Source organism: Pseudomonas nitroreducens, from assembly GCF_014204515.1.
Classification (GTDB): Bacteria; Pseudomonadota; Gammaproteobacteria; order Pseudomonadales; family Pseudomonadaceae; genus Pseudomonas; species Pseudomonas nitritireducens_A.
Genome location: NZ_JACHLI010000047.1, coordinates 16819 through 38337, shown reverse-complemented (window position 1 = coordinate 38337; position 21519 = coordinate 16819). Strand labels below are relative to the sequence as shown.

Here is a 21519-nt window from a genome sequence, read left to right as displayed (position 1 = left end):
CTAGGCTAACTCAACCAACCAGGCTGGTTGAGTTGGTTCACGAAAGCGAAGGTATAAGCCCAATGAGCAGCACCCTTGAGATCGTCAATATCCATGACGCCAAGACCAACCTGTCCAAGCTGGTCGATCAGGCAAGCCGCGGCTCCGCATTCATCATCGCCAGAGCGGGTAAACCCCTGGTAAAGGTCGTCGCCCTCACCGATGAACCCGCCCAACGCATCGGTATGCTCGAAGGGCAAATTGTCGTCCCCGACGATATCGACTCGCCGTTTGCCAGCGACATCGAAACGATGTTCTACGGCGAGAACGACTGATGCAGCTGCTTCTCGATACGCACATTCTCTTGTGGGCGACCGCGAACTCCGCCTCGCTTCCAGCGGTTGCTCGCGACATGATCAATCATCCTGCGAATCAGCTGTTTTTCAGCGCCGCCAGTATCTGGGAAGTCTCCATCAAGAACGCTCAGGGCAAATCCAGCTTTCAGGTAGATCCCAGCCTTCTCACCGCGGCACTGTTGAATGCGGGATACCAGGAGCTGCCGATCAGCAGCCAGCACACCATCGGGACAGGGTCTCTACCGCAGATTCACCACGACCCGTTCGATCGCCTGCTGGTCGCGCAAGCCATTGCTGAGGGGATACTCCTGCTGACGCACGACGCCAATGTTGCGAAGTATCCCGGCCCTATCAAGCTCGTGTAGAGCTGACCAAGGGTTTCTCCCGGTGAACGGAAGAAACCTGGCCAGATCGATCACTCAAGAACAGCACTGCCTTCGATACAGGCTCGCATCGTCCAGGTGCGGGTCACCTCACACCCGATGCGGCGTCGCCCGCGCCACCAGCGCCTCGACATTCACCCCGCGCGGCAGGGTGCCGTAGACGCGGCCGCCGTCGTCCAGGCGGCTGGCGATGAAGGCGTCGGAGACCACCGAGTTGCCCGCTTCCAGCAGCAGCTTGGCCTGCAGGGCGATGGCGACGTTTTCGGTGAGCTGGCGGGCGCGGTACTGGATGTCCTGGGTGTCGGCGAAGGACGCCTTGAGGTTGCCGATGAACGAGGCCAGTCGCGCATCGCCGTGGCCGTCGCCCAGTTCGCTGAACAGCGCGTCGAGCACTCCCGGCTCCTTCGACAGGGCGCGCAGTACGTCCAGGCACTGCACGTTGCCCGAGCCCTCCCAGGTGGAGTTGACCGGCGCCTCGCGGTACAGGCGCGGGAGGATGGTGTCCTCGACGTAGCCGGCGCCGCCCAGGCATTCGGCGGCTTCGTTGATCATCGCGGGGGCGCGTTTGCAGATCCAGTACTTGCCCACGGCGGTGACCAGGCGGGCGAACTTGTCTTCCTGTTCGTCATGCAGGTTGTCCAGGGCGCGGCCCATGCGCATGGTCAGGGCCAGCGCGGCTTCGCTTTCCAGGGCGAGGTCGGCCAGCACGTTCTGCATCAGCGGCTGCTCGGCCAGCACGCGGCCGCCGACCTGGCGGTAGGCGCAGTGGTGCGCGGCCTGGGTCAGCGCCTGGCGCATCAGCGAGCTGGAACCGACCATGCAGTCGAAGCGGGTCATGGCGACCATCTCGATGATGGTCGGCACGCCGCGGCCTTCCTCGCCAACCATCCAGGCCAGCGCGCCGCGGTATTCCACTTCGCTGGAGGCGTTGGACCAGTTGCCCAGCTTGTTCTTCAGGCGCTGAATGTAGAACTCGTTGCGGCTGCCGTCAGGGCGGTGGCGCGGCAGCAGGAAGCAGGTCAGGCCCTTGTCGGTGTAGGCCAGAGTGAGGAAGGCGTCGCACATGGGTGCCGAGCAGAACCACTTGTGGCCGACCAGTTCGTAGGCCTGACCGGGGCCGGGAATGCCGACCGGATAGGCGCGTGTGGTGTTGGCGCGCACGTCGGTGCCGCCCTGCTTCTCGGTCATGGCCATGCCGATGGTGGCGCCGGTCTTCTGCTCGATGGGCAGGTTGCGCGGGTCGTATTGGGTGGAGAGGATTTTCGGCAGCCATTTCTCGGCGAGGTCCGGCTGCAGACGCAGGGCGGGTACGCTGGCGAAGGTCATGGTCAGCGGGCAGCCGGTGCCGGCTTCGGCCTGGCTGTGCAGGTAGCTCAGGCCGGCGCGGGCGACGTGGGCGCCGGCGCGCGGATCGGTCCAGGGCATGGACGGGATGCCGGCCTGGATCGAGGCGCGCATCAGCTCGTGGTAGGCGGGGTGGAATTCGATCAGGTCGACGCGGTGGCCATAGCGGTCATGGGACTTGAACACCGGCTTGTTCTCGTTGGCCAGGAAGCCCGCCGCCATCAGCGGCCCGCCGGCCAGTGCGCCATAGGCGTCGAGCTTCTGCTCGGCCCAGCCGCCGCCATAGCGGCGCACCCACTCCTGCAGCGGCACGTCGACACGGTAGAGGTTGGCGCCATCCAGCGGCGGCACCTGGTTGGTCACTTCGTGGGTTTCGGCGTACTCGTGCGGGATCATGGCTGGTCCTCCGTAACAGGCGTGGGCTTGGCTGGCTTGGGCAAGGCAGGCGTGGACGCGCCGACGGCGCGCAGGCAGAAGCTGGCGAGGGCGTCACTGACGTCCTCCAGGGAAACGCTGGATTGCCCGGCATCCCGCGCGGCGCGGGCGGGCGGCGAGAGCGGGCCGATCAGCGCCTCGGCAATGGCGCCGACCAGGCAGGCGGCGGTGAGCTGCACCGGCTGCGGCTGGAATTCACCGGCGGCGATGCCCTGCTCCAGCAGGGTGACGAACAGCGCGGCGTAGGCCTCGCGGTAGATCAGGCGCTGCTCGTCGACTTCCGGGTCGACCGGTTCGGCGATCAGCGCAAAGGCCAGGCGGCGGCTGCCCCAGGCGCGGGCGGCAAACTGGTGCAGGCCACGGTTCAGGCGTTCGGCGGCGCTGCCGGGCGCTTTCAGCAGTGCACCCAGGGCGTCGACCTCGCGCTGGCTGGCGCGGGCGAAAACCTCCGCGGCCAGTTCGCCCTTGCCGCTGAAATGCCGGTAGAGGCTACCGGTGGCAATACCGGCGTCTTCCGCCAGGCTCTGCATGGTCAGGGCGGCGAAACCGCCGTCGGCCACTCGCGCCAGCGCCAGCTTGAGAATGCGCTCGCGCAGCTCGCCGTCCTTTTGCTGCCGCGCGGGGGAGTGTCGGTAGGCCATGATCTGAATCCGGATTCACTACATCGACTAGCAGTGAATCACGGTTCAGACCTTGGCTTAAAGGGGCATTCCGGCCACGAACGGAGCGATTCTGGCCATGCAGCCACCCTCCACTCCCAAGTTCACCAGAGCGGCATCTGGTAGCTGACGATCACCCGCGTCTCGTCGATATCGTTGCCGAAGTCGCTGCGGAATGCCCCGTTGCGCACCTTGAAGCCGAGATTCTTCAGCGGACCGTTCTGCACCACGTAGCCGATGTCGGTGTCGCGTTCCCACTCCTTGCCGCGCCCCTGGCCGTTCAGCAGGTCGATATGGTCACCCTGCAGGTAGCGCGTCATGAAGGTCAGGCCGGGCAAGCCGAGGCCGGCGAAGTCGTAGTCGTAGCGCGCCTGCCAGGAGCGTTCGTCCTTGTTGGCGAAGTCGCCGATCTGCACGAAGTTGGTCAGGTACGGATCGGTGCCGGACAGGTAGGCGAAGCCGGTGTCGCCGGACATGCGCTGGTAGCCGACGCCGAAACCGCTGCCGCCGATGCGGTAGGTGAACAGCGCGTTGAGCGCCCGGTTGTCGACGTTGCTGCCGCCATCATCGGTGGAGCGCGCCCAGCGGATATCCGATTTGAGCGACTGGCCCTCGGTGATCGGCAGGGTGTGCACCAGGCTCAGGTAGTGCTGGCGGTAGAAGTTCTCCAGGCCGCCGTAGTGGTAGCTGGTGCTGAGGTTGTCGGTCCAGCGGTAAGTGCCGCCGGCGAGGTTGAAGCGGTCGCTGCTGGTGTGGCTGCCGAGGACGATGTTGCGCTTGTTGCCACGGGTCATCGACAGGTCTTCGTCGTTGGTCGAGTCGCGCTGCTTAACCTGGCGCAACTGGCCGAGTTGCGCAGTGAGGCCGTCGATCTCGTTGACCTCGGCGAGACCGCCGGTGAAGGTCTGCGGGGCCAGACGGGTGTCGTTGTACTGCACCACCGGCAGCTTGGGCAGCAGGGTGCCGACCTTCAGCGTGCTCTTCGAGGCGCGCAGCTTGGCGGTCACGCCGAGGGAGCTGTAGTCGTCGGCGGCGCGCTTGTCGCTGGCCGAGTACGGCAGCAGGCCGGAGCCGGTGCGGTCGGGGCTGGAGTCGAGCTTGAGGCCGAGCAGGCCCAGCGCATCGACACCCACACCCACCGTGCCCTCGGTGTAGCCCGACTCGAAGCGCAGCAGGAAACCCTGCGCCCACTCCTCGGACTTCGACTGCGCGGCGCCGCTCTGGCGGTAGTCGCGGTTGAAGTAGAAATTGCGCAGTTCCAGGTTGGCCTTGCTGTCCGCGATGAAGTCCGCGTGGGCGAACAGGGGCAGGCAGGCGAAGCTCGAAACGAGCGCCCGTACGGGAAGATTTTTCATTGTTGTTGTCTCTTCGTCAGGTGAGGTGAAGGCGGCGCCGCTGCTTTCCTGGATGGTTCTGCGCTGGGCGTTGCCCTCTCCCCCACCCTCTCCCTGAAGGGAGAGGGAGCTGTCCGTGCCGGCTGATGCAGTGGTTTCAGCCTTCACCGAACGGTCCCCTCTCCCTTCAGGGAGAGGGTTAGGGAGAGGGATCCCCCGGTACAGTCCACCAGAAGTTCGCGGTTGCTCCCACGCCGCCACAGTGGATTCACTGGGTGAGCAGCCCCTCCAGTCGCTGGCGGATCAGACCCTGCGCCTGCTCGACGATGCTGCGCAGCAGTTCTTCGCAGCTGGGTTCGTCATCGATCAGGCCCTGGACCATGCCCGCCGACCAGATGCCCAGGTCGGTGTCGCCCTGCTCGTAGACCGTGCGCCCACGCAGGCCGCTGACCAGTGTGGCGATGTCGGCGTAGGTGGCGTTGCCGCGCGCCTCGATGGCCAGCACTTCCTGGCTGATGGCGTTGCGCGCGACCCGTGCGCTGTTGCGCAGCGAACGCATGATCACATCGGTGGAGCGCTCGTCCGCGGCACGGATGGCCGCCTTGACCTGCGGGTGGATCGGGCACTCGCGGGTGCTGAGGAAGCGCGTGCCCATGTTGATCGCATCCGCCCCCAGCGCCAGCGCCGCCACCAGTCCGCGGCCATCGGCAAAACCACCCGAAGCGATGATCGGCACGCTCAGCCGATTGGCCGCCGCCGGCAGCAGGACCAGGCCGGGAATGTCGTCCTCCCCCGGATGCCCGGCGCACTCGAAGCCGTCGATGGACACCGCGTCCACCCCCAGTTGCTCGGCCTTCAGCGCATGGCGCACGGCGGTGCATTTGTGGATGACCTTGATGCCGTGCTGGCGGAACTCGGCGATGTGCTCGCCGGGATTGTTGCCGGCGGTCTCGACCACGCGGATACCGCCCTCGATGATCGCTGCGCGGTACTCGGCGTAGGGGATCGGCTTCTGCGTCGGCAGCAGCGTGAGGTTGACGCCGAAGGGCTTGTCGGTGAGTTCGCGGCAACGCGCGATCTCATCCGCCAGCGCGTGCGGAGTCGGCTGGGTCAGCGCCGAGAGCGTCGCCAGCCCACCGGCGTTGGCCACCGCCGCGGCCATCTCGGCGCGGCCCACCCACTGCATGCCGCCCTGCATGATCGGGTGCTGCACGCCGAAGGTTTCGGTGAATCGGGTCTTGAACATGCGCCTGCCCTCCGGCGGTTCAGAGCGGGTCCCAGGAGAACACGTCCGGGCTGCGCGCCAGGTCCATGAAGCTGCCGCGCAATGCCGGCATGCCGTGCTCGGCGATGCTCTGCGGCGTCCAGCCGTTGTCGCTGTGCACGCTGCGCAGCGGGCGGCTCTGGCTCATCAGGAACAGCTCGTGGTTGCGCGTGGCGAAGACCTGGCCGTTGACCGCACTGGCAGCGTCGGAGGCGAGGTACACGGCCAGCGGCGCGTTCTTGTCCGGGGTCATGCGCTGCAGGTTTTCCACCCGCGCTTTCTGCTCCGGGGTCTCGGCCGGGATGGAGTCGGTCATGCGGCTCCAGGCGAAGGGCGCGATGCAGTTGGAGCGCACGTTGTAGCGCTGCATGTCGAGGGCGATGGACTTGCTCAGCGCGACGATGCCGAGCTTGGCTGCCGAGTAGTTGGCCTGGCCGAAGTTGCCGATCAGCCCCGAGGTGCTGGTCATGTGCACGAAGGCGCCGCTGTTCTGCGCGCGGAAGTGTTCGGCGGCGGCGCGGCTGACGAAGAAGCTGCCGTTCAGATGCACGTTGATCACCGACAGCCAGTCTTCGGCGCTCATCTTGTGGAAGATGGTGTCGCGCAGGATGCCGGCGTTGTTCACCACGATGTCGACGCGGCCGAAGGCATCGATGGCGCTGGAAACGATGCGCCGGGCGCTGTCCCAGTCCGACACGCTGTCGGTATTGATCGCGCCGTCGCCGCCGCGCTGGCGGATCAGCCCAAGGGTTTCCTCGGCCGGCGAGGCCGAGCCGCCCTCGCCCTGCAGGGACACGCCGATATCGTTGATCAGTACCCGCGCGCCGCTGTCGGCCAGGGCCAGGGCGATCTCGCGGCCGATGCCGCCACCGGCGCCGGTGACGATCGCTACCTTGCCTTCGTTGAGTCGTTGGGTCATCGCTGATTCCTTACTGTTCGTTCAATCGGGGAGTTCGTTGCGCGCACGATCAGCTCGGCAAGCCGAGCACGGCCTTGGCCAGGATGTTGCGCTGGATTTCGTTGGTGCCGCCGTAGATGGTGGTGGGCCGCGACTGGATGAAGATGCCCGCCGGGTGCAGCTCGGCATCGTCGCTGAAGGGCTGCAGCAGCGCCGAATCGGGGCCGGCGATCTCCAGGCCCAGCTCGCTGATGCGCTGGTACAGCTCGGACTGGTGGATCTTCAGCAGGGAAACATCCGGGCCCAGCTCCTCGCCGCGCCGCAGGCGTTCGGCGAAGCGCTCGTAGAGCGCCTTGTGGCAGTCCAGGTCCATGCTCAGCGCGGCGAAGCGTTGGGCGAACACCGGGTCGTCCCACAGGCCCTGGTGACGGGCCAGGCGCACCAGGCGTTCGAGGGCGAAGGTGGCCTGCTTGGGGGAACCCAGGAAGATGCGCTCGAAGCCCAGCAGCGCCTTGGCCATGCCCCAGCCGTGGTTGACCGCGCCGACCAGGTTCTCCTGCGGCACGCGCACGTCGTTGAAGAACACCTCGCAGAATTCGCCCTGCAGTTCCAGGTTGAGGATCGGCCGCACCTCGACGCCGGGGCTGTCCATCGGCACCAGCAGGAAGCTGATGCCCTGCTGCGCCTTGGCGCTGCGCTCGGTGCGCGCCAGCACGAAGATCCAGTTGGCCTCGGTGCCCATGGTGGTCCAGGTCTTCTGGCCGTTGATCACCCACTCGCCGTCCTGCAGCACCGCCTCGGTGCGCAGACTGGCAAGGTCGGAGCCGGCGTTGGGTTCGCTGTAGCCCTGGCACCAGATGTCTTCACCGCTCAAGATGCGCGGCAGGAAGCGCTCGCGCTGGGCGTCAGTGCCGTAGCGGATCAGCAGCGGGCCGAGCATGGTGATGCCGCTGTCGGGCAGGCGCGCGCAGCCGTAGTTTTCCATTTCCTCGATCATGATCAGCTGCTTGCCGGCGGCCAGGCCCATGCCGCCGAACTGGACCGGCCAGCCGGGGCACAGCCAACCTTTTTTCGACAGTGCCTGGTACCACTCCCTGGTGTCGTCGCGGCCCAGGCGGTGGGCCGGGTTGCGGATGCGTTGCGGGTAGTTGGCGGCGACCCACTCACGAACCAGCCGGCGGAACTCGTCATCGCCCAGGGCGTTGTAATCGGTCATGTCACTGCTCTCTTGATTACTGGCCCCGGAAATTCGGGGAACGTTTTTCGAGGAACGCCGCCTTGCCTTCGGCATGGTCGGCACTGAGGAACAGCTGGCTCTGGAAATCGCCTTCGCGTTCGAGCAGCAGTTCCAGGCCGTCGGCCAGCAGCGCCTTGGTCAGCGCCAGCGGCAGAGGTGCCTGTTGCTCGACCTTCGCGGCCAGCGCGAGGGCGGCATCCAGCGCGGCACCCGGTGCGCAGAGCTGGTCCACCAGGCCGATGCGCTGCGCTTCCTCGGCTTCGATGACCTGGCCGAACATCAGCACCTGCCGCGCGCGGCCGATGCCGATGCGCGCCGGCAGGGTGTGCAGTTGGCCCAGGTCAGCGATCAATCCGACCTTGCCGAAGCCCGCGGCGAAGCGCGCCGTGCCGCCGCACACCAGGCTGTCGCAGGCCAGCGCCACGGAGAGCCCGGCGCCTACCGCCCAGCCTTCGATGGCGGCAATGATCGGCTTGCCCATGCGCAGCATCTGGCGGATCAGGTCGGCGTTTTTCTGCATGCGCACGCGGCCGGCGTTGAGGTCGGTGACGTGCATGTCACTGAGGTCGCCGCCGGCGCTGAAGACTTCCGCCGAGCCGGTGAGGACCACGCTGCGCACGGCGGGATCGGCGTCCGCTTCGCGCAGCGCTTCGAGCAGTTCGGCGCGCAGTGCGGGGGACAGCGCGTTGCGCCGAGCCGGATTGTTGAAGCGCAGGAGGCGCACCGAGCCGAGCGTTTCCTGCAGCAGCATCTCGCTCATCACGCCACCTCCCCGTGCAGCAGGCCGATGTAGCGCGCCCGGTGGAAGGCCAGCGAGCCCTGGCTGTTGAGCAGCACCATGGCGCGGCGCAGGAACAGGCCGATGTCGGCCTCGTCGGTGTAGCCGATGCCGCCGTGCAGCTGGATCGCCTGGCGGGTCACCAGCATGGCCGCTTCTGCGGCACGCACCTTGGCGGTGGAGACCAAACGCTGTACCTGCGCGGCGGGGGCGCCGACGTCCAGCGCGGTAGCCGCTTCGCCGACGATGGCGCGGGCCAGTTCGATCTGCAGTTTCAGGTCGACCATGCGGTGCTGCAGCGACTGGAAGCTGCCGATCTCACGGCCAAACTGGCGGCGTACGCCGAGGTAGTCGCGGGTCTGCTCGAAGGCCGCATCCATCAGGCCGACGAGATAGGCGGCGCAGGCCAGTGCCGACTCGTCGAGGGCAGCAGGCGCAGCTTCGACGAGTTGCACGGGGGTGCCATCGAAGCGCAGGCGTGCCAGATGGCCGCCGTCCTGGGTCGGCTCCTGGTGCACACTCAGGCCCTCGGCATTGCGCTGCACCAGCGCGAGGCCAGCGTCACAGGCGACCAGCCAGGCATCGGCGGCAGCGCCCAGGGCGACGTGGGCGATCTCGCCGCGCAGCTGGCCGTCGCGCAGCACCGGCAGCGCGGCGCCAGCCTCAAAGCCGATGCCAGCGGGCAGGATCAGCCGCTCTCCGGCCAGCAGCGCAGCGCGCTCTGCGGCGGGCAGCAAGGGAGCGACCAGGCTGGCTTCGATCAGCGGCTCGGGCAGCAGACCACGCCCGAGTTCTTCCAGCAGCGCGGTGTACTCGGCCATGCCCAGACCGCTGCCGCCGAGTTCTTCGGACAGGCGCAGGCCCGGCCAGCCCATGGCGCAGACTTCACCCCAGGCGTCGCGGTCGACGCTGGCCGCCTGGAAGCGCAGGCGGCGCACCCGACCCAGGTCGCCGCCACGCGGGACCAGGGAGGCGGCGCTGTCACGGATCAGCCGCAGGCGCTCTTCGCGCTCCTCGGCCATCGTGGTGTGCTCGGTCATTTCATCATTCCCGTGTCGGTTGAACGGTGCCGGCCGCAGCGGGCCGGTACTTGAAACTGCCGGTGGCGCTGGCGACCAGCTCACCGGACTCATCGAAGATTTCCGCCGCGCAGAAGCACAGCGTGCGGGTGCGCTTGAGCACCCGGCCGACGGCGTTGATCTCGCCGCGGGTGCTGCCCATGAAGTGGGTGGCCATGTCGATGGTGACCATCGAGCAACCCGGCATCTGCGCGCGAATCGCCCCGGCCATGGCGGCATCAAGCACGCTCATCAGCACGCCGCCGTGGAAGCTGCCGATGTAGTTCATCAGCTCCGGACGGTGGGGCAGGCGCACCCGCACCACGTCGCCGTCGATCCAGCGTTCCAGGCCGAGGAATTCCTGGAAGGTGAAGCGGTCGCTGGGGAACATGTCCACGGCCCTGGGGCTGGCGGTCGGGTTGCTCATTGCAGGCTCTCCTGCCTCACGGGCTGTGCCACTGCGCGCACGCCGCCGTTGTCGGCCGGGCGGGCCTGGGCAGCCGGCGCGCTGGGGGCAGTGGCCGTGCGCGCTTCGCGGTTCGGGTCATACAGGCGGTTGGGGATCATCAGCGCCGGGATCAGGCCGGTGATGACGTAGGTGATGCCCATCACCAGGAAGCCGGCGCCGATGGACACGTGGGAAGCCAGCAGGCCGATGGCCGCCGGCGCCACCGCCGCGCCGATGCGGCCGAGGTTGTAGGAGGTCCCCACGGCAGCGCCGCGCACCTGGGTGGAGAAGCTCTCGGTCATGTAGGTGGCCAGCACGCCCACCGGCACGCCGTAGATGAAGCCGAACAGGGCGAGGATCCAGACGATGTTGTCCGGCGTGTGCCAGAACACGATCACCGGCATGAAGATGGCAGTGCCGATGGCCCCGGCGGCGAAGGTGGCGCGACGGCCGAAGCGGTCCGAGGCGATGCCGGCGAGCACCTTGCCGAGGATCATCGCGGTGTAGGTGCCGACCATGTAGCCGGTCATGGACTTGAAGTTCATGCCCAGCTCGCTTTCCAGGTACGAGGGCATCCAGTTGTTGGTGCCGTAGTAGCCGAACAGCAGGAAGCACGAGGTCAGGCTCCAGAGAATGAACATGCGCCGCGTCGACGGATCGACCAGCAGCTGGCGCATGCCGCCGCTGGGCGCGCTCTGCGTCCGGCCGTTAGCCACTTGCTGCGCACGCTGGGCACGAGCGGCCAGCCAGGACGGCGACTCCGGCACCCAGGGCCGCAGCGCCAGGCAGATCAGCGCCGCGCCGATGGCGGTGAAGAACAGCGCGCGCCAGCCGTAGTCGGGGATGATCTGCCCGGCCAGGATGGTCGCCACCAGGTAGCCCACGGTCCAGCCGGCCTGCATGGTCGCCAGGATGGTGGTGCGGTACTTGGCGGTGACGAACTCGGACATCAGGATGTTGCACGCCACGAACAGCGAGCCCAGGCCCAGCGAGGAGACGAAGCGGATCAGCGCGAAGGCCCAGAAGTTGTGCGCCAGCCCCAGCAGCGCGGTGCCCACGGAGAACACCAGGATGGTCCAGGTGACCACGCGCACCCGGCCGAAGCGATCGCACGCCCAGCCGCCGTAGATGCCGCCGATGGCCATGCCGGCCAGGGTGATGCTGCCCAGCGAGCCGGCCTCGAAGTTGGACAGGCCGAACTCGGCCTTCAGGCTGTTCAGGCTGTAGGCGAGGAACATCAGGTCCGCGCCGTCGGCGAGCAGACCCAGGAAGCAGAAGAGGAAGGCGATCACCAGGGTCCGCCGGGAGAGGACGGTGCCCTGGGCCAAGCTGTCGGGTGCGTTCATTGTTGTTGTTCTCGCAGGTTGGTTGAGGTCGTCGTCGCGCTAGGCCCGCCCGGCGTGTTCTCCGCTGTCCGGGGTGAGGCACACGCGGCCGTTGTCCAGCACCACCACGTCGCGCTCGACGACGCGGGTGCGGAAGGAGCCGTCATTCCAGATTTCCGTACGCAAGGTTTCGCCGGGGAACACCGGGGCCGAGAAGCGCACCTGCAGGTGCGCGAAGCGCTCTGCGCGGTAGTCGGCGTAGCCGCGCAGCAACGCGTGGAAGGCCACGCCGAGGGTGCACAGGCCATGCAGGATCGGCCGCGGGAAACCACCGCGGGCGGCCGCTGCGGGGCTGGCGTGGATCGGGTTGTCGTCGCCGTTCAGGCGGTAGTGCAGCGCCTGTTCCGGGCGGGTCGGCAGGTCGACGGTGAGGTCCGGCGCGCGCTCGGGCAGGCGATGCGGCTGGCTCAGCGACTGGCTGTCGCCGCCGAAGCCGCCGTCACCACGCAGGAAGGTGGTGCCGCGGGCAATCGCCAGCACCTCGCCGCTGTCGGCGTCGCTGACGACCTTCTCGCTGTAGAGCAGCGCGCCCTTGCCGGCGCCCTTGTCGACCAGGCCGGTGACGCGGGTGCGACCGATCACTTCGCCTTCCACCGGCAGTGGTTTCAGCCATTCGATGCTCTGCTCGCCATGGACCAGGCGCAGGGCATCGACGCCGGTGTCCGGGTTGCCCAGCCAGAAGCCTGGGTGACCGAGCACCACGGCCATGCAGGGCAGCGCCTGGAGCTCGCGATTGGCATCGACGAAGGTCAATTGGTGCTCGTCCATCGGGTCGGCGCCAAGGCCCACCGACAGCGCGTAGAAGGCGCTGTCGTGGCGGCTGAAGCGCTGCCGGACTTCGGGGATCGGGTAGTTCAGCAGGTGCTCAGGATTCAGCGCCATGGGCCACCTCCTCTACTTCCAGCACAGCGTCGGCGGCCCAGGCGCCCTGCCCCTCGGGCATGGCGAAGACCGGGTTGAGGTCTACCGAACGCAGACGCGGGCCGGCCTCTGCGGCGAACTGCGAGAGCTGCGCAAGCACCCGCGACAGCGCCCGGATGTCGGTCACCGGACGACCACGCGCCCCTAGCAACAGCGGCGCGCCCTTGATGCTGCGGATCATCTGCTCGGCTTCCTCGACGCCGAACGGGCAGCGGCGGAACACCACGTCCTTGAGCACCTCGACGAAGATGCCGCCGAGACCGAACACCGCCACCGGGCCGAACTGCGGGTCACGCTGGATACCCATGAAGCACTCGACGCCGCCCTGCAGCTGACGCGCCACCAGCACACCGTCGAGGCGGGCATTGGGCGCATGCTCGGCAGCGCGATCGAGCAGCAACTGATAGCCCTCGCGCACGGCCTGGGCACTGTCGACATTGAGCAGCACACCGCCGATTTCCGACTTGTGCAGGATGTCCGCCGAGGCGATTTTCAGCACCACCGGGAAGCCGATCTGTTCGGCGAAGGCGGCGGCTTCGGCGGCGCTTTTCAGTACCCGCTCCGGTGCCGATTCGATTCCGGCGCGCGCCAGCAGTTGCTTGGCTTCGGCCTCGCCGGGCGTGCTGGCCGGCAGCTCGACGCCGCCGGGTACGGGAATCCTGCGCAGCGGGCGGGCGAACGCTTCGCCCAGCTGGCCCATGGCCTGGATGGCGCGCACGGCGCGGGTCGGATCCTCGAACAGGGCGAAGCCGGCCTTCTGGTACGGCGCCAGCTCCTCGCCCTCGCCCATCACCGAGACCACGAACAGGCGGTCCGGGTGATCGGCCTTGATCCGGCTGAACTGCTCGGCCAGGCGCGGGCCGATGGAGGCAGCGGTGCCGGCCTGGGTGAAGAAGGCGATCAGCGAGCGGTAGCCGCCGTCCACCACCATGGATTCGGTGAAGTCGTGCACCAGGCTGAGGTCGTTGAGTGCCTGGGCGGTGCAGTCCACCGGGTTGAGCGGCGAGGCGTAGTGCAGGCGCTGCTTGAGGCGCGCCTGGGCCGCTTCGGGCATCGCCGGCATGGGCAGGCCGACGTCTTCGGCGGCATCGCTGACGATGATGCCGGCGCCGCCGCTGACGGTGATCATCCCCAGGCTGTTGCTCACCGGGTAGATGCGCTGGGTGGCGAGGTAGGCGATGTCCACCAGCTCCTCGGTGGTGCGTGCGCGAACCACCGCGTAGTCGGCAAGAACGGCATCGAGCACCTTGTCGTCGCCGGCCAGGGAGGCGGTGTGCGACATCGCCGCGCGGCCACCCAGCTCGCTACGCCCGACCTTGTGCAGGATCACCGGCTTGCCGGCGCGATGGGCCGCTTCGAGGGCGGCGAGGAAGCTGTCGACGTTGCGGATGGATTCGGCGTAGGCCATCACCACGTCCACCTCCGGCGACTCCACCAGCCAGCCGATGGCGTCGCCCAGGGTGACGTCGGCCTCGTTGCCGGTGGCGACACAGATCGGCGTGCCCAGCCCGCGTTGCCGCGACAGGCCGAGCAGGTGCGCGCCGTAGGCGCCGGACTGGGTGGCGATGCCGACCCGCCCAGCCAGCGGAATGCCGCGCTCAAGACTCGTGGAGAAGAACGCGTAGTAGCCCAGGTTGCCGTTGAACACGCCCAGCGCGTTCGGCCCGAGCAGGCGCATGTTCGCCGCACGGGCGGCTTCGACGATGGCGTCCTGCATGGCCACGCCCTCCTCGCCGACTTCGCTGAAGCCGGAGGAGAACACGATGGCGCTGCGTGCGCCCTTGCGGCCCAGCGCCTGGATGGTTTCCAGCACGGCCGGCGCCGGCACCGCGACGATGGCCACGTCCGGCGCCTCGGGCAGCGCCTCGACGCTGGCGTAGGCCGGCAGGCCCTGGACCTCGGCGTGCTTGGGGTTCACCGGCAGGATACGACCGCTGAAACCGTTGCGCAGCATGTAGGCGATGGGCCGGCCGCCGATGCGGTGCGGGTCGCTGGAGGCGCCGACCACGGCGACCGAGCGCGGCTCGATCAGCGGGGTGAGGCTGGCAAATCCTGTGTGTTGCAAGTGACTCACTGACATGACGTTCCACCTGAACAAGTGACGAGTGCCGGACGCTGGCGGGCCGGCGCGAGGGCGAACGCGTCCACGGCAGGCTGCGGGGAGCAGCCACCGGGAGCGTCAGCCCTGGATTTCAGAGCTCGGTATTTCGGCGCACGGGACTCAGAGCACGGACTGGGTGCCGAGCAGCGCCGTGACCTGGCTGGACAAGGTCCCGCCGTTGCCGTGCAACAGCGCCACGTCGGCCTTCTTCAACTGGCGTTCACCAGCCTGGCGACGCAGCTGGGTGACCGCCTCGATGATCAGGAACATGCCGTACATGCCCGGATGCACACAGGACAGCCCGCCGCCGTTGGTGTTCACCGCCAGCTCGCCGCCGGGGGCGATGCGCCCGCCCTGGACGAAGCGGCCGCCCTCGCCCTTCGGGCAGAAGCCGAGGTCTTCGAGGAACAGGATCGTATTGATGGTGAAGGCGTCGTAGACCATCACCAGGTCGATGTCCGCGTGCGTCACCCCGGCCATCTGCATGGCGCGGGGTCCGCTCTCGGAAGCGGCGGTGACGGTGAGGTCGGGCATCGACACGATGGAGCGGTGCCACTGCGCACCGGCCGCGCCGAGGAAGTAGATCGGCGCCTTGGGCAAGTCGCGCGCGCGGTCGGCGCGCACCATCACGCAGGCGCCGCCGCCGTCGGTGACCAGGCAGCAGTCGGCCTTGCTCAGCGGGTCGCTGACCATCCGTGCGGCGAGCACGTCATCGATGCTCAGCGGACCACGGGCGAAGGCCTCGGGGTTCAGGTTGGCCCAGCCCCGCGCGGCCACGGCCACTTCGGCCAGGTGTTCGCGGGTGGTGCCGTATTGATGCATGTGGCGGCTGGCGGCCAACGCGTAGGCGGTGATCGGGTGGCGCGGCTGGTAGGGCGTCTCGTGCCACTGCGGCTCGCTCATCGACACCAGCTTGCCGCCGGCGGTGCGCTGGTTGGAGCCGTAGCAGATCAGCGCCGCGTCGCACAGGCCGGCTTCCAGGGCCAGGGTGGCCTGCAGCAGGTGCAGTTCGAAACTGGAGCCGCCGACGTTGGTGCCGTCGACGAACTTCGGCTTGATGCCCAGGTATTCGCAGACCGAGAGGGTCGGGAAGGCGTGGGAGCTGGTGGCCGAGAACACCGCGTCGATGTCCGAGAGCTTCAGCCCGGCGTCGGCGATGGCCTTCAGCGAGGCCTGGCCGAGCAGTTCCATGGCGCTGTAGCCGTGGGCTTCGCCGATACCGGCGCTGCCGATGCCGACGATGGCGGTCTTGCCGCGCAGGACCTGACTCATGACTGTACCTCCTTCATGACTGCACCTGCGCCAGGGGCTCGAAGACCACGGCCGGGCCGCTGTCCAGCTGGGCGATGCGCGCCTTGACGCGGGTACCGATGGGCAGGCTGAGGTGGCCTTCGATGCGCGACATCATGCGCACGCCTTCATCGAGGTCGACCAGGGCAACGTTGTAGTCACCGCTGCGGTTGCGATTGACGGTCAGGGCATACAGGGTGCCCGTCCCACAGGCGGGAACCCATTCCAGGTCCGTTTCGCCGCTGCCCGGCACCTGGGTGCGCGGGTAGAACACGTGCTGGCCGGTGGAGGCGCTGCGCTGCAACATGAAACGCCCCTGGGCGAGGAAGGCAAGGTACTGCGCCTCGGGCCCTGGCATGCTGCGGTCGGGGAAATCCACCATCGAGGTTTCTCCTTTGTTCTTGTTCTGACTTTGCTGCAAAGTGCGATACCGCCACTGCCTCATTTGCCGAACCGAGGCCGTTGCAGGCATCGCAGGGACAGAATACATTCACGATACTGAATGTCAATCAGAATACAGAATATGAAAAACGAAAAGACCGTCGACGAAGCCAGCAGCAAACGCACCGGCAGCGCCAAGGATGTCGGCGCAGTGGTGAATGCCATCCAGATCCTCCGCCACCTGGCCAATGCCGAAGGGCCCGAAGGCGCGACCGCCATCGCCCGCGCCACCGGCATCAGCCCCAGCACCACCTTCAATATCCTGCGCACACTGAGCAACGAACAGCTGACCTCGTTCGACAACGAGACCAAGACCTATCGCCTGGGCCTGGGCCTGTCGGAGCTGGCGGTGAGCTTCATCGGCCGCAGCTACGCCGACCTGATCCAGCCGGAGCTGGAGCGCCTGAGCACCAGCCACCACATCCTCATCACCCTGTGGCAGGTAACCGATGACGCGCACATCCGCGTGATCGCCGTGTCCGCGCCACCGATTGCCCATGTCAACGTCGCCATCGGCACGCGCCTGCCAGAACTGGTGGGCGCTGCCGGGCGCTGCATCGCCAGCCTGCGCAACCTGCCCGACGACGAACTGCGCCGCCGCCTGACCCGCGTGCGCTGGGAGAGCCCACCCAGCTTCGAGGAATACCAGAGCGACGCCCAGCGCGCCCTGGAGCAAGGCTGGGCAGTGGACGAGGAGCACCTGTACCGCGGCGTGAGCATGGTCGCCAGCGCCATCACCGACCACGACCGCCAGCCGCGCTTCGTCATCTCCGGCATCGGCATCAGCGCCCAGCACGAGCGCGAGAAGCTGGAGCAGATCGGCGCGAGCCTGCACGAAACCGCCCGCTTCATCAGCCGCTCGCTGTTCCCGCAACGGAACACCGAGCAACCCGTGTGATGGCATTTTCATTCCGCATAGGAAATGTCATTCACAAATAAATGGATCTTTCCTTTATAGAAAGCGAGCAATCCCTGGCAGAACCGGGGAATGCCTTCGGCGAGACGGCCGGCACAGCCGACCAGCAACGCGACTGATGGCAGGGATATTCGCAGGCCGGCACCCACAGCCACGACTATCGCCGGTATCATGGCAAGTCTTGATGGAGTCCTGGCGGTGACCATCCCGCGGCGAACAACGTTCCCGCCCCACGCCCGAATCCCTTTGCGATTCGGGCAGCCCGCCGCCAGAGCCCGCCAAACCCTCTGCCCGGATGTCCGCCGGCCTTGCCTGGCTCGCGGCCGCCGCAGGTAATCCCATTGAATTGAGGCAACCATGGAACAGAAAGACATCGATTGGGGCACGCTCGGATTCGATTACATCAAGACCGACTTCCGCTACATCTCCCACTGGCGCGATGGTCTGTGGGACGACGGCAAGCTGACCGAAGACAACACCCTGCACATCAGCGAAGGCTCCTCGGCCCTGCACTACGGCCAGCAGTGCTTCGAAGGCCTGAAGGCCTACCGCTGCAAGGACGGCTCGATCAACCTGTTCCGCCCCGACCAGAACGCCGCGCGCATGGCCCGCAGCTGCGCCCGCGTGCTGATGCCGCAGGTCTCCGAGCAGCAGTTCATCGATGCCTGCCGCCAGGTGGTCCGCGCCAACGAGCGCTTCATTCCGCCGTACGGCTCCGGCGGCGCGCTGTACCTGCGCCCGTTCGTGATCGGCGTGGGCGACAACATCGGCGTGCGCCCGGCTCCGGAATTCATCTTCTCGGTGTTCTGCATCCCGGTCGGCGCCTACTTCAAGGGCGGCATGAAGCCCCATGACTTCGTGATCTCCACCTACGACCGTGCCGCGCCCAACGGCACCGGCGCCGCCAAGGTCGGCGGCAACTACGCCGCCAGCCTGATGCCCGGCGCCCAGGCCAAGAAAGACGGCTTCGCCGACTGCATCTACCTCGACCCGGCCACCCACAGCCGCATCGAGGAAGTGGGCTCGGCCAACTTCTTCGCCATCACCCACGACAACGAGTTCGTCACCCCGCGCTCCAGCTCCGTGCTGCCGGGCATCACCCGCCTGTCGCTGATGCAACTGGCCGAACAGCGCCTGGGCCTGAAAGTGGTCGAGGGCGACGTGCAGATCGACGACCTGGCGCGCTTCAAGGAAGCCGGCGCCTGCGGTACCGCCGCGGTGATCACCCCGATCGGCGGCATCCAGTACCAGGACAACCTGCACGTGTTCTACAGCCGCGAAGACGTCGGCCCGGTGACCCGCCGCCTCTACGAAGAGCTGACCGGCATCCAGAAGGGTGACGTGGAAGGCCCGGAAGGCTGGGTCGTCAAGGTCTGAGCCTGACTGCTCGCTGAAACGCAGAACGCCGCGATACCGAAAGGGATCGCGGCGTTTTTCGTTGGCGGGGCGTGATTTCGGTACAGGAGTGGTTCGCGAGCAAGCTCGCTCCTACGAACAGCGCCGGAGCATACCTGTAGGAGCGAGCTTGCTCGCGAACCGCATGGCACGGATCAGCCGGAAACCATCGTGGACGGAGTCCGCTCCTACGGGTTCAGTTCGGCACAAGCCATGCGCGAGATCGCGGGCATGGCTCGCTCTTAAAGGGAGCACAGCGCTGACGGCAAGATGCGGACTATCCCACCCCGCAGGAGCGGACTCCGTCCGCGATCGACTCGCCCCCGCGCACGACTCCAGCTAAACGGCGTGGCTCGGCAAAGCCGGCTGGCAAAGCGTCCAGTCATGCAGCAGAGCCTGCAACTCCTCGAACTTCACCGGCTTGGCCATGTAGTCGCTCATCCCCGCGGCCAGGCAGCGCTCGCGGTCGCCGCTGTGGCTGTGGGCGGTGATGGCCAGTACCGGCAGGTCGCCGCAGCCGGGCAGGGTGCGGATCGCCCGGCAGGTGGCGAAGCCATCCATCACCGGCATCTGGCAATCCAGCAGCACCGTGTCGATGGCTTCCCGGCGCAGCAGCTCGATGGCCTCGGCGCCGTTATCGGCAGTGCGCACGCGGTAACCGAGCTTGAGCAGCATGCCGCGGATCACCAGCTGGTTGATGGCGTTGTCCTCCACCACCAGCACGGTGCACTGGTCCGGGCTGCGCAGCGCCTGCCCGCCAGCGCGCCGCGGCGGCGGAGCGATGCCCTGCGCCGGCTGGCCGACCTGCAGGGTCAGGGCGAAGCGGCTGCCCTGCCCCGGCACGGATTCATGCACCAGTTCGCCACCCAGCAGCGCCACCAGCTTGCGGCACAGCGCCAGGCCGATGCCCAAGCCGCCGTATTCGCGGGTCAGCGAGCCGTCGAGCTGGAAGAAGCGCTGGTACAGCGCACCGTCCGGTGGTGTGGAGAAGCCGATGCCGCTGTCCTGCACCTCGATACGCAGCGCCAGCCCGTCGGCATTCGGCGTGCCGCCGACCCGCAGGTTGACGCCGCCGTGATGGGTGAACTTGATGGCGTTGTCGATCAGGTAGTTCAGCGCCTGGGCCAGCTTGGCGGCGTCACCTTCGAGGGTATCGGGCAGGCCCTCGTCCAGCTGCAGGACGAAGCGCAGGCCACGCTCCTCGGCGCGCGGCGCGTGCTGGGCGCGCAGCCCGTCGCACAGTCCGCGCAGGCTGAACGGCTCGCGGCGCGGATAGAGCTTGCCGGCCTGCAGTTCGATCAGCGCGAGGATGTCGTTGACCATGCGCATCATGTCGCGCGCCGAGCCGCTGGCGGTCTTGTGGTACTGGGTCAGCTCGATGTCCATGGGCACCGTCTGCATCAGCTCCAGCGAGCCGATCACGCCGCTCATGGGCGTGCGCAGCTCGTGGGTGACGGTGGCGAGGAACTCGTCCTTCAGGCGGTTGCTGCTGGCCAGCTCGAGGTTGAGCTGCTCCAGCTTGCGGCTGGTTTCCTGGAGGATGCGCGTGCGCTCTTCCTTCATGGCGTTGATGCGGTCGGCCAGCGCCAGCGACAGCAGGCCCACTTCCAGCGCCGAGCCGATCTGGCTGGCGTACATGGTCAGGAAGATGTTCGGCAGCAGGCCCAGCACCATCAGCGTGTTGATGATGCCGCCGAGCAGGAAGGCGCTCCAGGCGAAGATGAAGTAGCGCGCCACGCGCATGCCGCGCAGCCAGGCGAGGATGCCGGCGGTGAAGATCACCACGGTGAAGGCCAGCGCCAGGTAGGTGGCCAGGCGCAGGGCGATGGCGTAGCTGACGGTCAGCGCCAGCACCATCACCAGCGCACCGACGCCCATCAGCACGCGCAGGATGCGGTCGATCCACAGGCTGTGCTCGCGGGTGTGCAGGAAGCTGCGGGCGAACTGGCAGCCGAACAAACCGGCCGAACCGATCAGGAACGGCGTGGAGGCATTCGCCCACCAGGGATTGTCCGGCCAGAAGTATTCGATGCCGGCACCGTTGACCGAGATCTGGTAGATGCCGAACGAGGCGATATAGAGGATGTAGTAGAGGTAGCTGGTGTCGCGCACGCTGAGGAAGATGAACAGGTTGTAGATCAGCATCACCAGCAGCACGCCGTAGATGATGCCGAGCACGTAGATGCGTCCGGGTTGTTCCTCCAGGTAGGCCTGGGGCGACCAGAGCGTCAGCGGCGCCTGGATCGAGCCCTGGCTTTCCAGGCGCAGGTAGACGCGCAGCGGCTTGCCCGGCTCCAGCTTGAGGTCGAACAGGTAGTTGTTCTGGCGGATCGGCCGGCTGGCGAACGGCAACGTATCGCCAGTGCGCTGGGCCAGCTTGAAGCCGCCCTGGCCGTCGGGCAGGTAGAGGTCGAGCTTGTCCAGCGGCGGGTAGGCCAGCTCCAGCAGCCAGTTGGCCGGGTCGTTCGAGGCCCTGGGCTGGTAGTCCAGGTCCAGGCGCAGCCAGAACACCGAGCGCGAGTAGCCGGCATTGAGCACGTCGCGCTCATGGCGGCGGAAGCTGGCGGCCAGCGCCGGCGAGCTGATCTCGGCGATATCGGCGGTGCCGCGCACGTCCTCGAAGACATCCATCGACTGCCCCAGGGGCAGTTGCCCGACGTGCTCGTCGAAGCTGATGGCGCTCGCCACCGGCGAGAGGATGAGAAGGATCAGGAAGATCAGCCAGTGCCGCATGGTGCCCCGCAGTGCCGCCGACGACCGCGCCGGAGATCCCCATCTCCCGCTTTGGCGCCCCGTGGTGGCGTTGTGTTGGAATCGGCGAACTCTAGCACAGGCCTTGTGCGCCGTGGCATTCGACCATCCGGGCAGGCCCCGGCCGGGTGGCGCCAATCGGACCG

19 protein-coding genes are annotated in these 21519 nt (G+C 67.4%); 4 read left to right on the top strand and 15 right to left on the bottom strand.

Features of this window, described 5'->3' with window-relative positions; all coding sequences use genetic code 11:
- Positions 1 to 62 precede the first annotated feature (62 nt).
- Together HNP46_RS33005 and HNP46_RS33000 are read left to right on the top strand one after the other, a co-directional pair.
- On the top strand, positions 63 to 314 hold the full coding sequence (locus HNP46_RS33005) for a type II toxin-antitoxin system Phd/YefM family antitoxin (RefSeq protein ID WP_184597642.1): 252 nt from the start codon (positions 63 to 65) through the stop codon (positions 312 to 314).
- The gene (locus HNP46_RS33000; RefSeq protein WP_184597640.1) at positions 314 to 700 is read left to right on the top strand and encodes a type II toxin-antitoxin system VapC family toxin; all 387 of its coding nucleotides are present in this window, start codon (positions 314 to 316) and stop codon (positions 698 to 700) included. Before HNP46_RS33005 ends, HNP46_RS33000 begins: the two co-directional genes overlap by 1 nt.
- A gap of 108 nt (positions 701 to 808) precedes the next feature.
- Here the strand turns inward: HNP46_RS33000 and HNP46_RS32995 are convergent, their stop codons facing one another.
- The 14 genes from HNP46_RS32995 to HNP46_RS32930 all read right to left on the bottom strand — a co-directional run bounded on the left by HNP46_RS32995 (position 809) and on the right by HNP46_RS32930 (position 16252).
- Positions 809 to 2458, bottom strand: coding sequence for an acyl-CoA dehydrogenase family protein (locus HNP46_RS32995; RefSeq protein ID WP_184597637.1), 1650 nt, complete (start codon positions 2456 to 2458; stop codon positions 809 to 811).
- Positions 2455 to 3138: a TetR/AcrR family transcriptional regulator gene (locus HNP46_RS32990; RefSeq protein WP_184597635.1), complete on the bottom strand. Its 684-nt coding sequence runs from the start codon at positions 3136 to 3138 to the stop codon at positions 2455 to 2457. The genes HNP46_RS32995 and HNP46_RS32990 overlap by 4 nt, the downstream gene beginning before the upstream one ends.
- 122 nt (positions 3139 to 3260) lie before the next feature.
- Positions 3261 to 4511: an OprD family porin gene (locus HNP46_RS32985; RefSeq protein ID WP_184597633.1), complete on the bottom strand. Its 1251-nt coding sequence runs from the start codon at positions 4509 to 4511 to the stop codon at positions 3261 to 3263.
- A 247-nt stretch (positions 4512 to 4758) separates the two neighbouring features.
- A complete protein-coding gene (locus tag HNP46_RS32980; RefSeq protein WP_184597631.1) occupies positions 4759 to 5736 on the bottom strand; it encodes an NADH:ubiquinone reductase in 978 nt (325 codons plus the stop codon).
- Positions 5737 to 5755: 19 nt separating this feature from the next.
- Positions 5756 to 6673 (bottom strand): SDR family NAD(P)-dependent oxidoreductase, encoded by a 918-nt coding sequence (locus HNP46_RS32975; protein ID WP_184597629.1) that lies wholly within the window; start codon positions 6671 to 6673, stop codon positions 5756 to 5758.
- A 49-nt stretch (positions 6674 to 6722) separates the two neighbouring features.
- On the bottom strand, positions 6723 to 7868 hold the full coding sequence (locus HNP46_RS32970) for an acyl-CoA dehydrogenase family protein (RefSeq protein WP_184597627.1): 1146 nt from the start codon (positions 7866 to 7868) through the stop codon (positions 6723 to 6725).
- 16 nt (positions 7869 to 7884) lie between these two features.
- Positions 7885 to 8640, bottom strand: coding sequence for an enoyl-CoA hydratase/isomerase family protein (locus HNP46_RS32965; RefSeq protein ID WP_184597652.1), 756 nt, complete (start codon positions 8638 to 8640; stop codon positions 7885 to 7887).
- 8 nt (positions 8641 to 8648) lie between these two features.
- Entirely contained in the window at positions 8649 to 9707 is a 1059-nt protein-coding gene (locus HNP46_RS32960) for an acyl-CoA dehydrogenase family protein (RefSeq protein WP_184597625.1), read from the bottom strand.
- A gap of 4 nt (positions 9708 to 9711) precedes the next feature.
- Complete coding sequence (locus tag HNP46_RS32955; RefSeq protein ID WP_184597623.1) at positions 9712 to 10152, bottom strand: PaaI family thioesterase; 441 nt, start codon at positions 10150 to 10152, stop codon at positions 9712 to 9714.
- Positions 10149 to 11519 (bottom strand): MFS transporter, encoded by a 1371-nt coding sequence (locus HNP46_RS32950; protein ID WP_184597621.1) that lies wholly within the window; start codon positions 11517 to 11519, stop codon positions 10149 to 10151. Before HNP46_RS32950 ends, HNP46_RS32955 begins: the two co-directional genes overlap by 4 nt.
- A gap of 39 nt (positions 11520 to 11558) precedes the next feature.
- Positions 11559 to 12440, bottom strand: coding sequence for a MaoC/PaaZ C-terminal domain-containing protein (locus HNP46_RS32945; protein ID WP_184597619.1), 882 nt, complete (start codon positions 12438 to 12440; stop codon positions 11559 to 11561).
- Positions 12424 to 14559 carry an acetate--CoA ligase family protein gene (locus HNP46_RS32940; protein ID WP_184597616.1) on the bottom strand — a complete coding sequence of 712 codons (2136 nt, stop codon included), beginning with the start codon at positions 14557 to 14559 and terminating at the stop codon, positions 12424 to 12426. The genes HNP46_RS32945 and HNP46_RS32940 overlap by 17 nt, the downstream gene beginning before the upstream one ends.
- Positions 14560 to 14700: 141 nt before the next feature.
- On the bottom strand, positions 14701 to 15852 hold the full coding sequence (locus HNP46_RS32935; RefSeq protein ID WP_184597614.1) for a thiolase: 1152 nt from the start codon (positions 15850 to 15852) through the stop codon (positions 14701 to 14703).
- Between the two features lie 13 nt (positions 15853 to 15865).
- Positions 15866 to 16252, bottom strand: coding sequence for a Zn-ribbon domain-containing OB-fold protein (locus HNP46_RS32930; RefSeq protein ID WP_184597612.1), 387 nt, complete (start codon positions 16250 to 16252; stop codon positions 15866 to 15868).
- 141 nt (positions 16253 to 16393) lie between these two features.
- On the opposite strand from HNP46_RS32930, the gene HNP46_RS32925 reads away from it, so the two are divergent.
- Positions 16394 to 17209 (top strand): IclR family transcriptional regulator, encoded by an 816-nt coding sequence (locus HNP46_RS32925; protein WP_184597604.1) that lies wholly within the window; start codon positions 16394 to 16396, stop codon positions 17207 to 17209.
- A gap of 375 nt (positions 17210 to 17584) precedes the next feature.
- Positions 17585 to 18604 (top strand): branched-chain amino acid aminotransferase, encoded by a 1020-nt coding sequence (locus HNP46_RS32920; protein ID WP_184597601.1) that lies wholly within the window; start codon positions 17585 to 17587, stop codon positions 18602 to 18604.
- 357 nt (positions 18605 to 18961) lie between these two features.
- Here HNP46_RS32920 and HNP46_RS32915 read toward each other — a convergent pair whose 3' ends face one another.
- On the bottom strand, positions 18962 to 21355 hold the full coding sequence (locus HNP46_RS32915; RefSeq protein WP_184597599.1) for a hybrid sensor histidine kinase/response regulator: 2394 nt from the start codon (positions 21353 to 21355) through the stop codon (positions 18962 to 18964).
- Between the last annotated feature and the right edge of the window lie 164 nt (positions 21356 to 21519).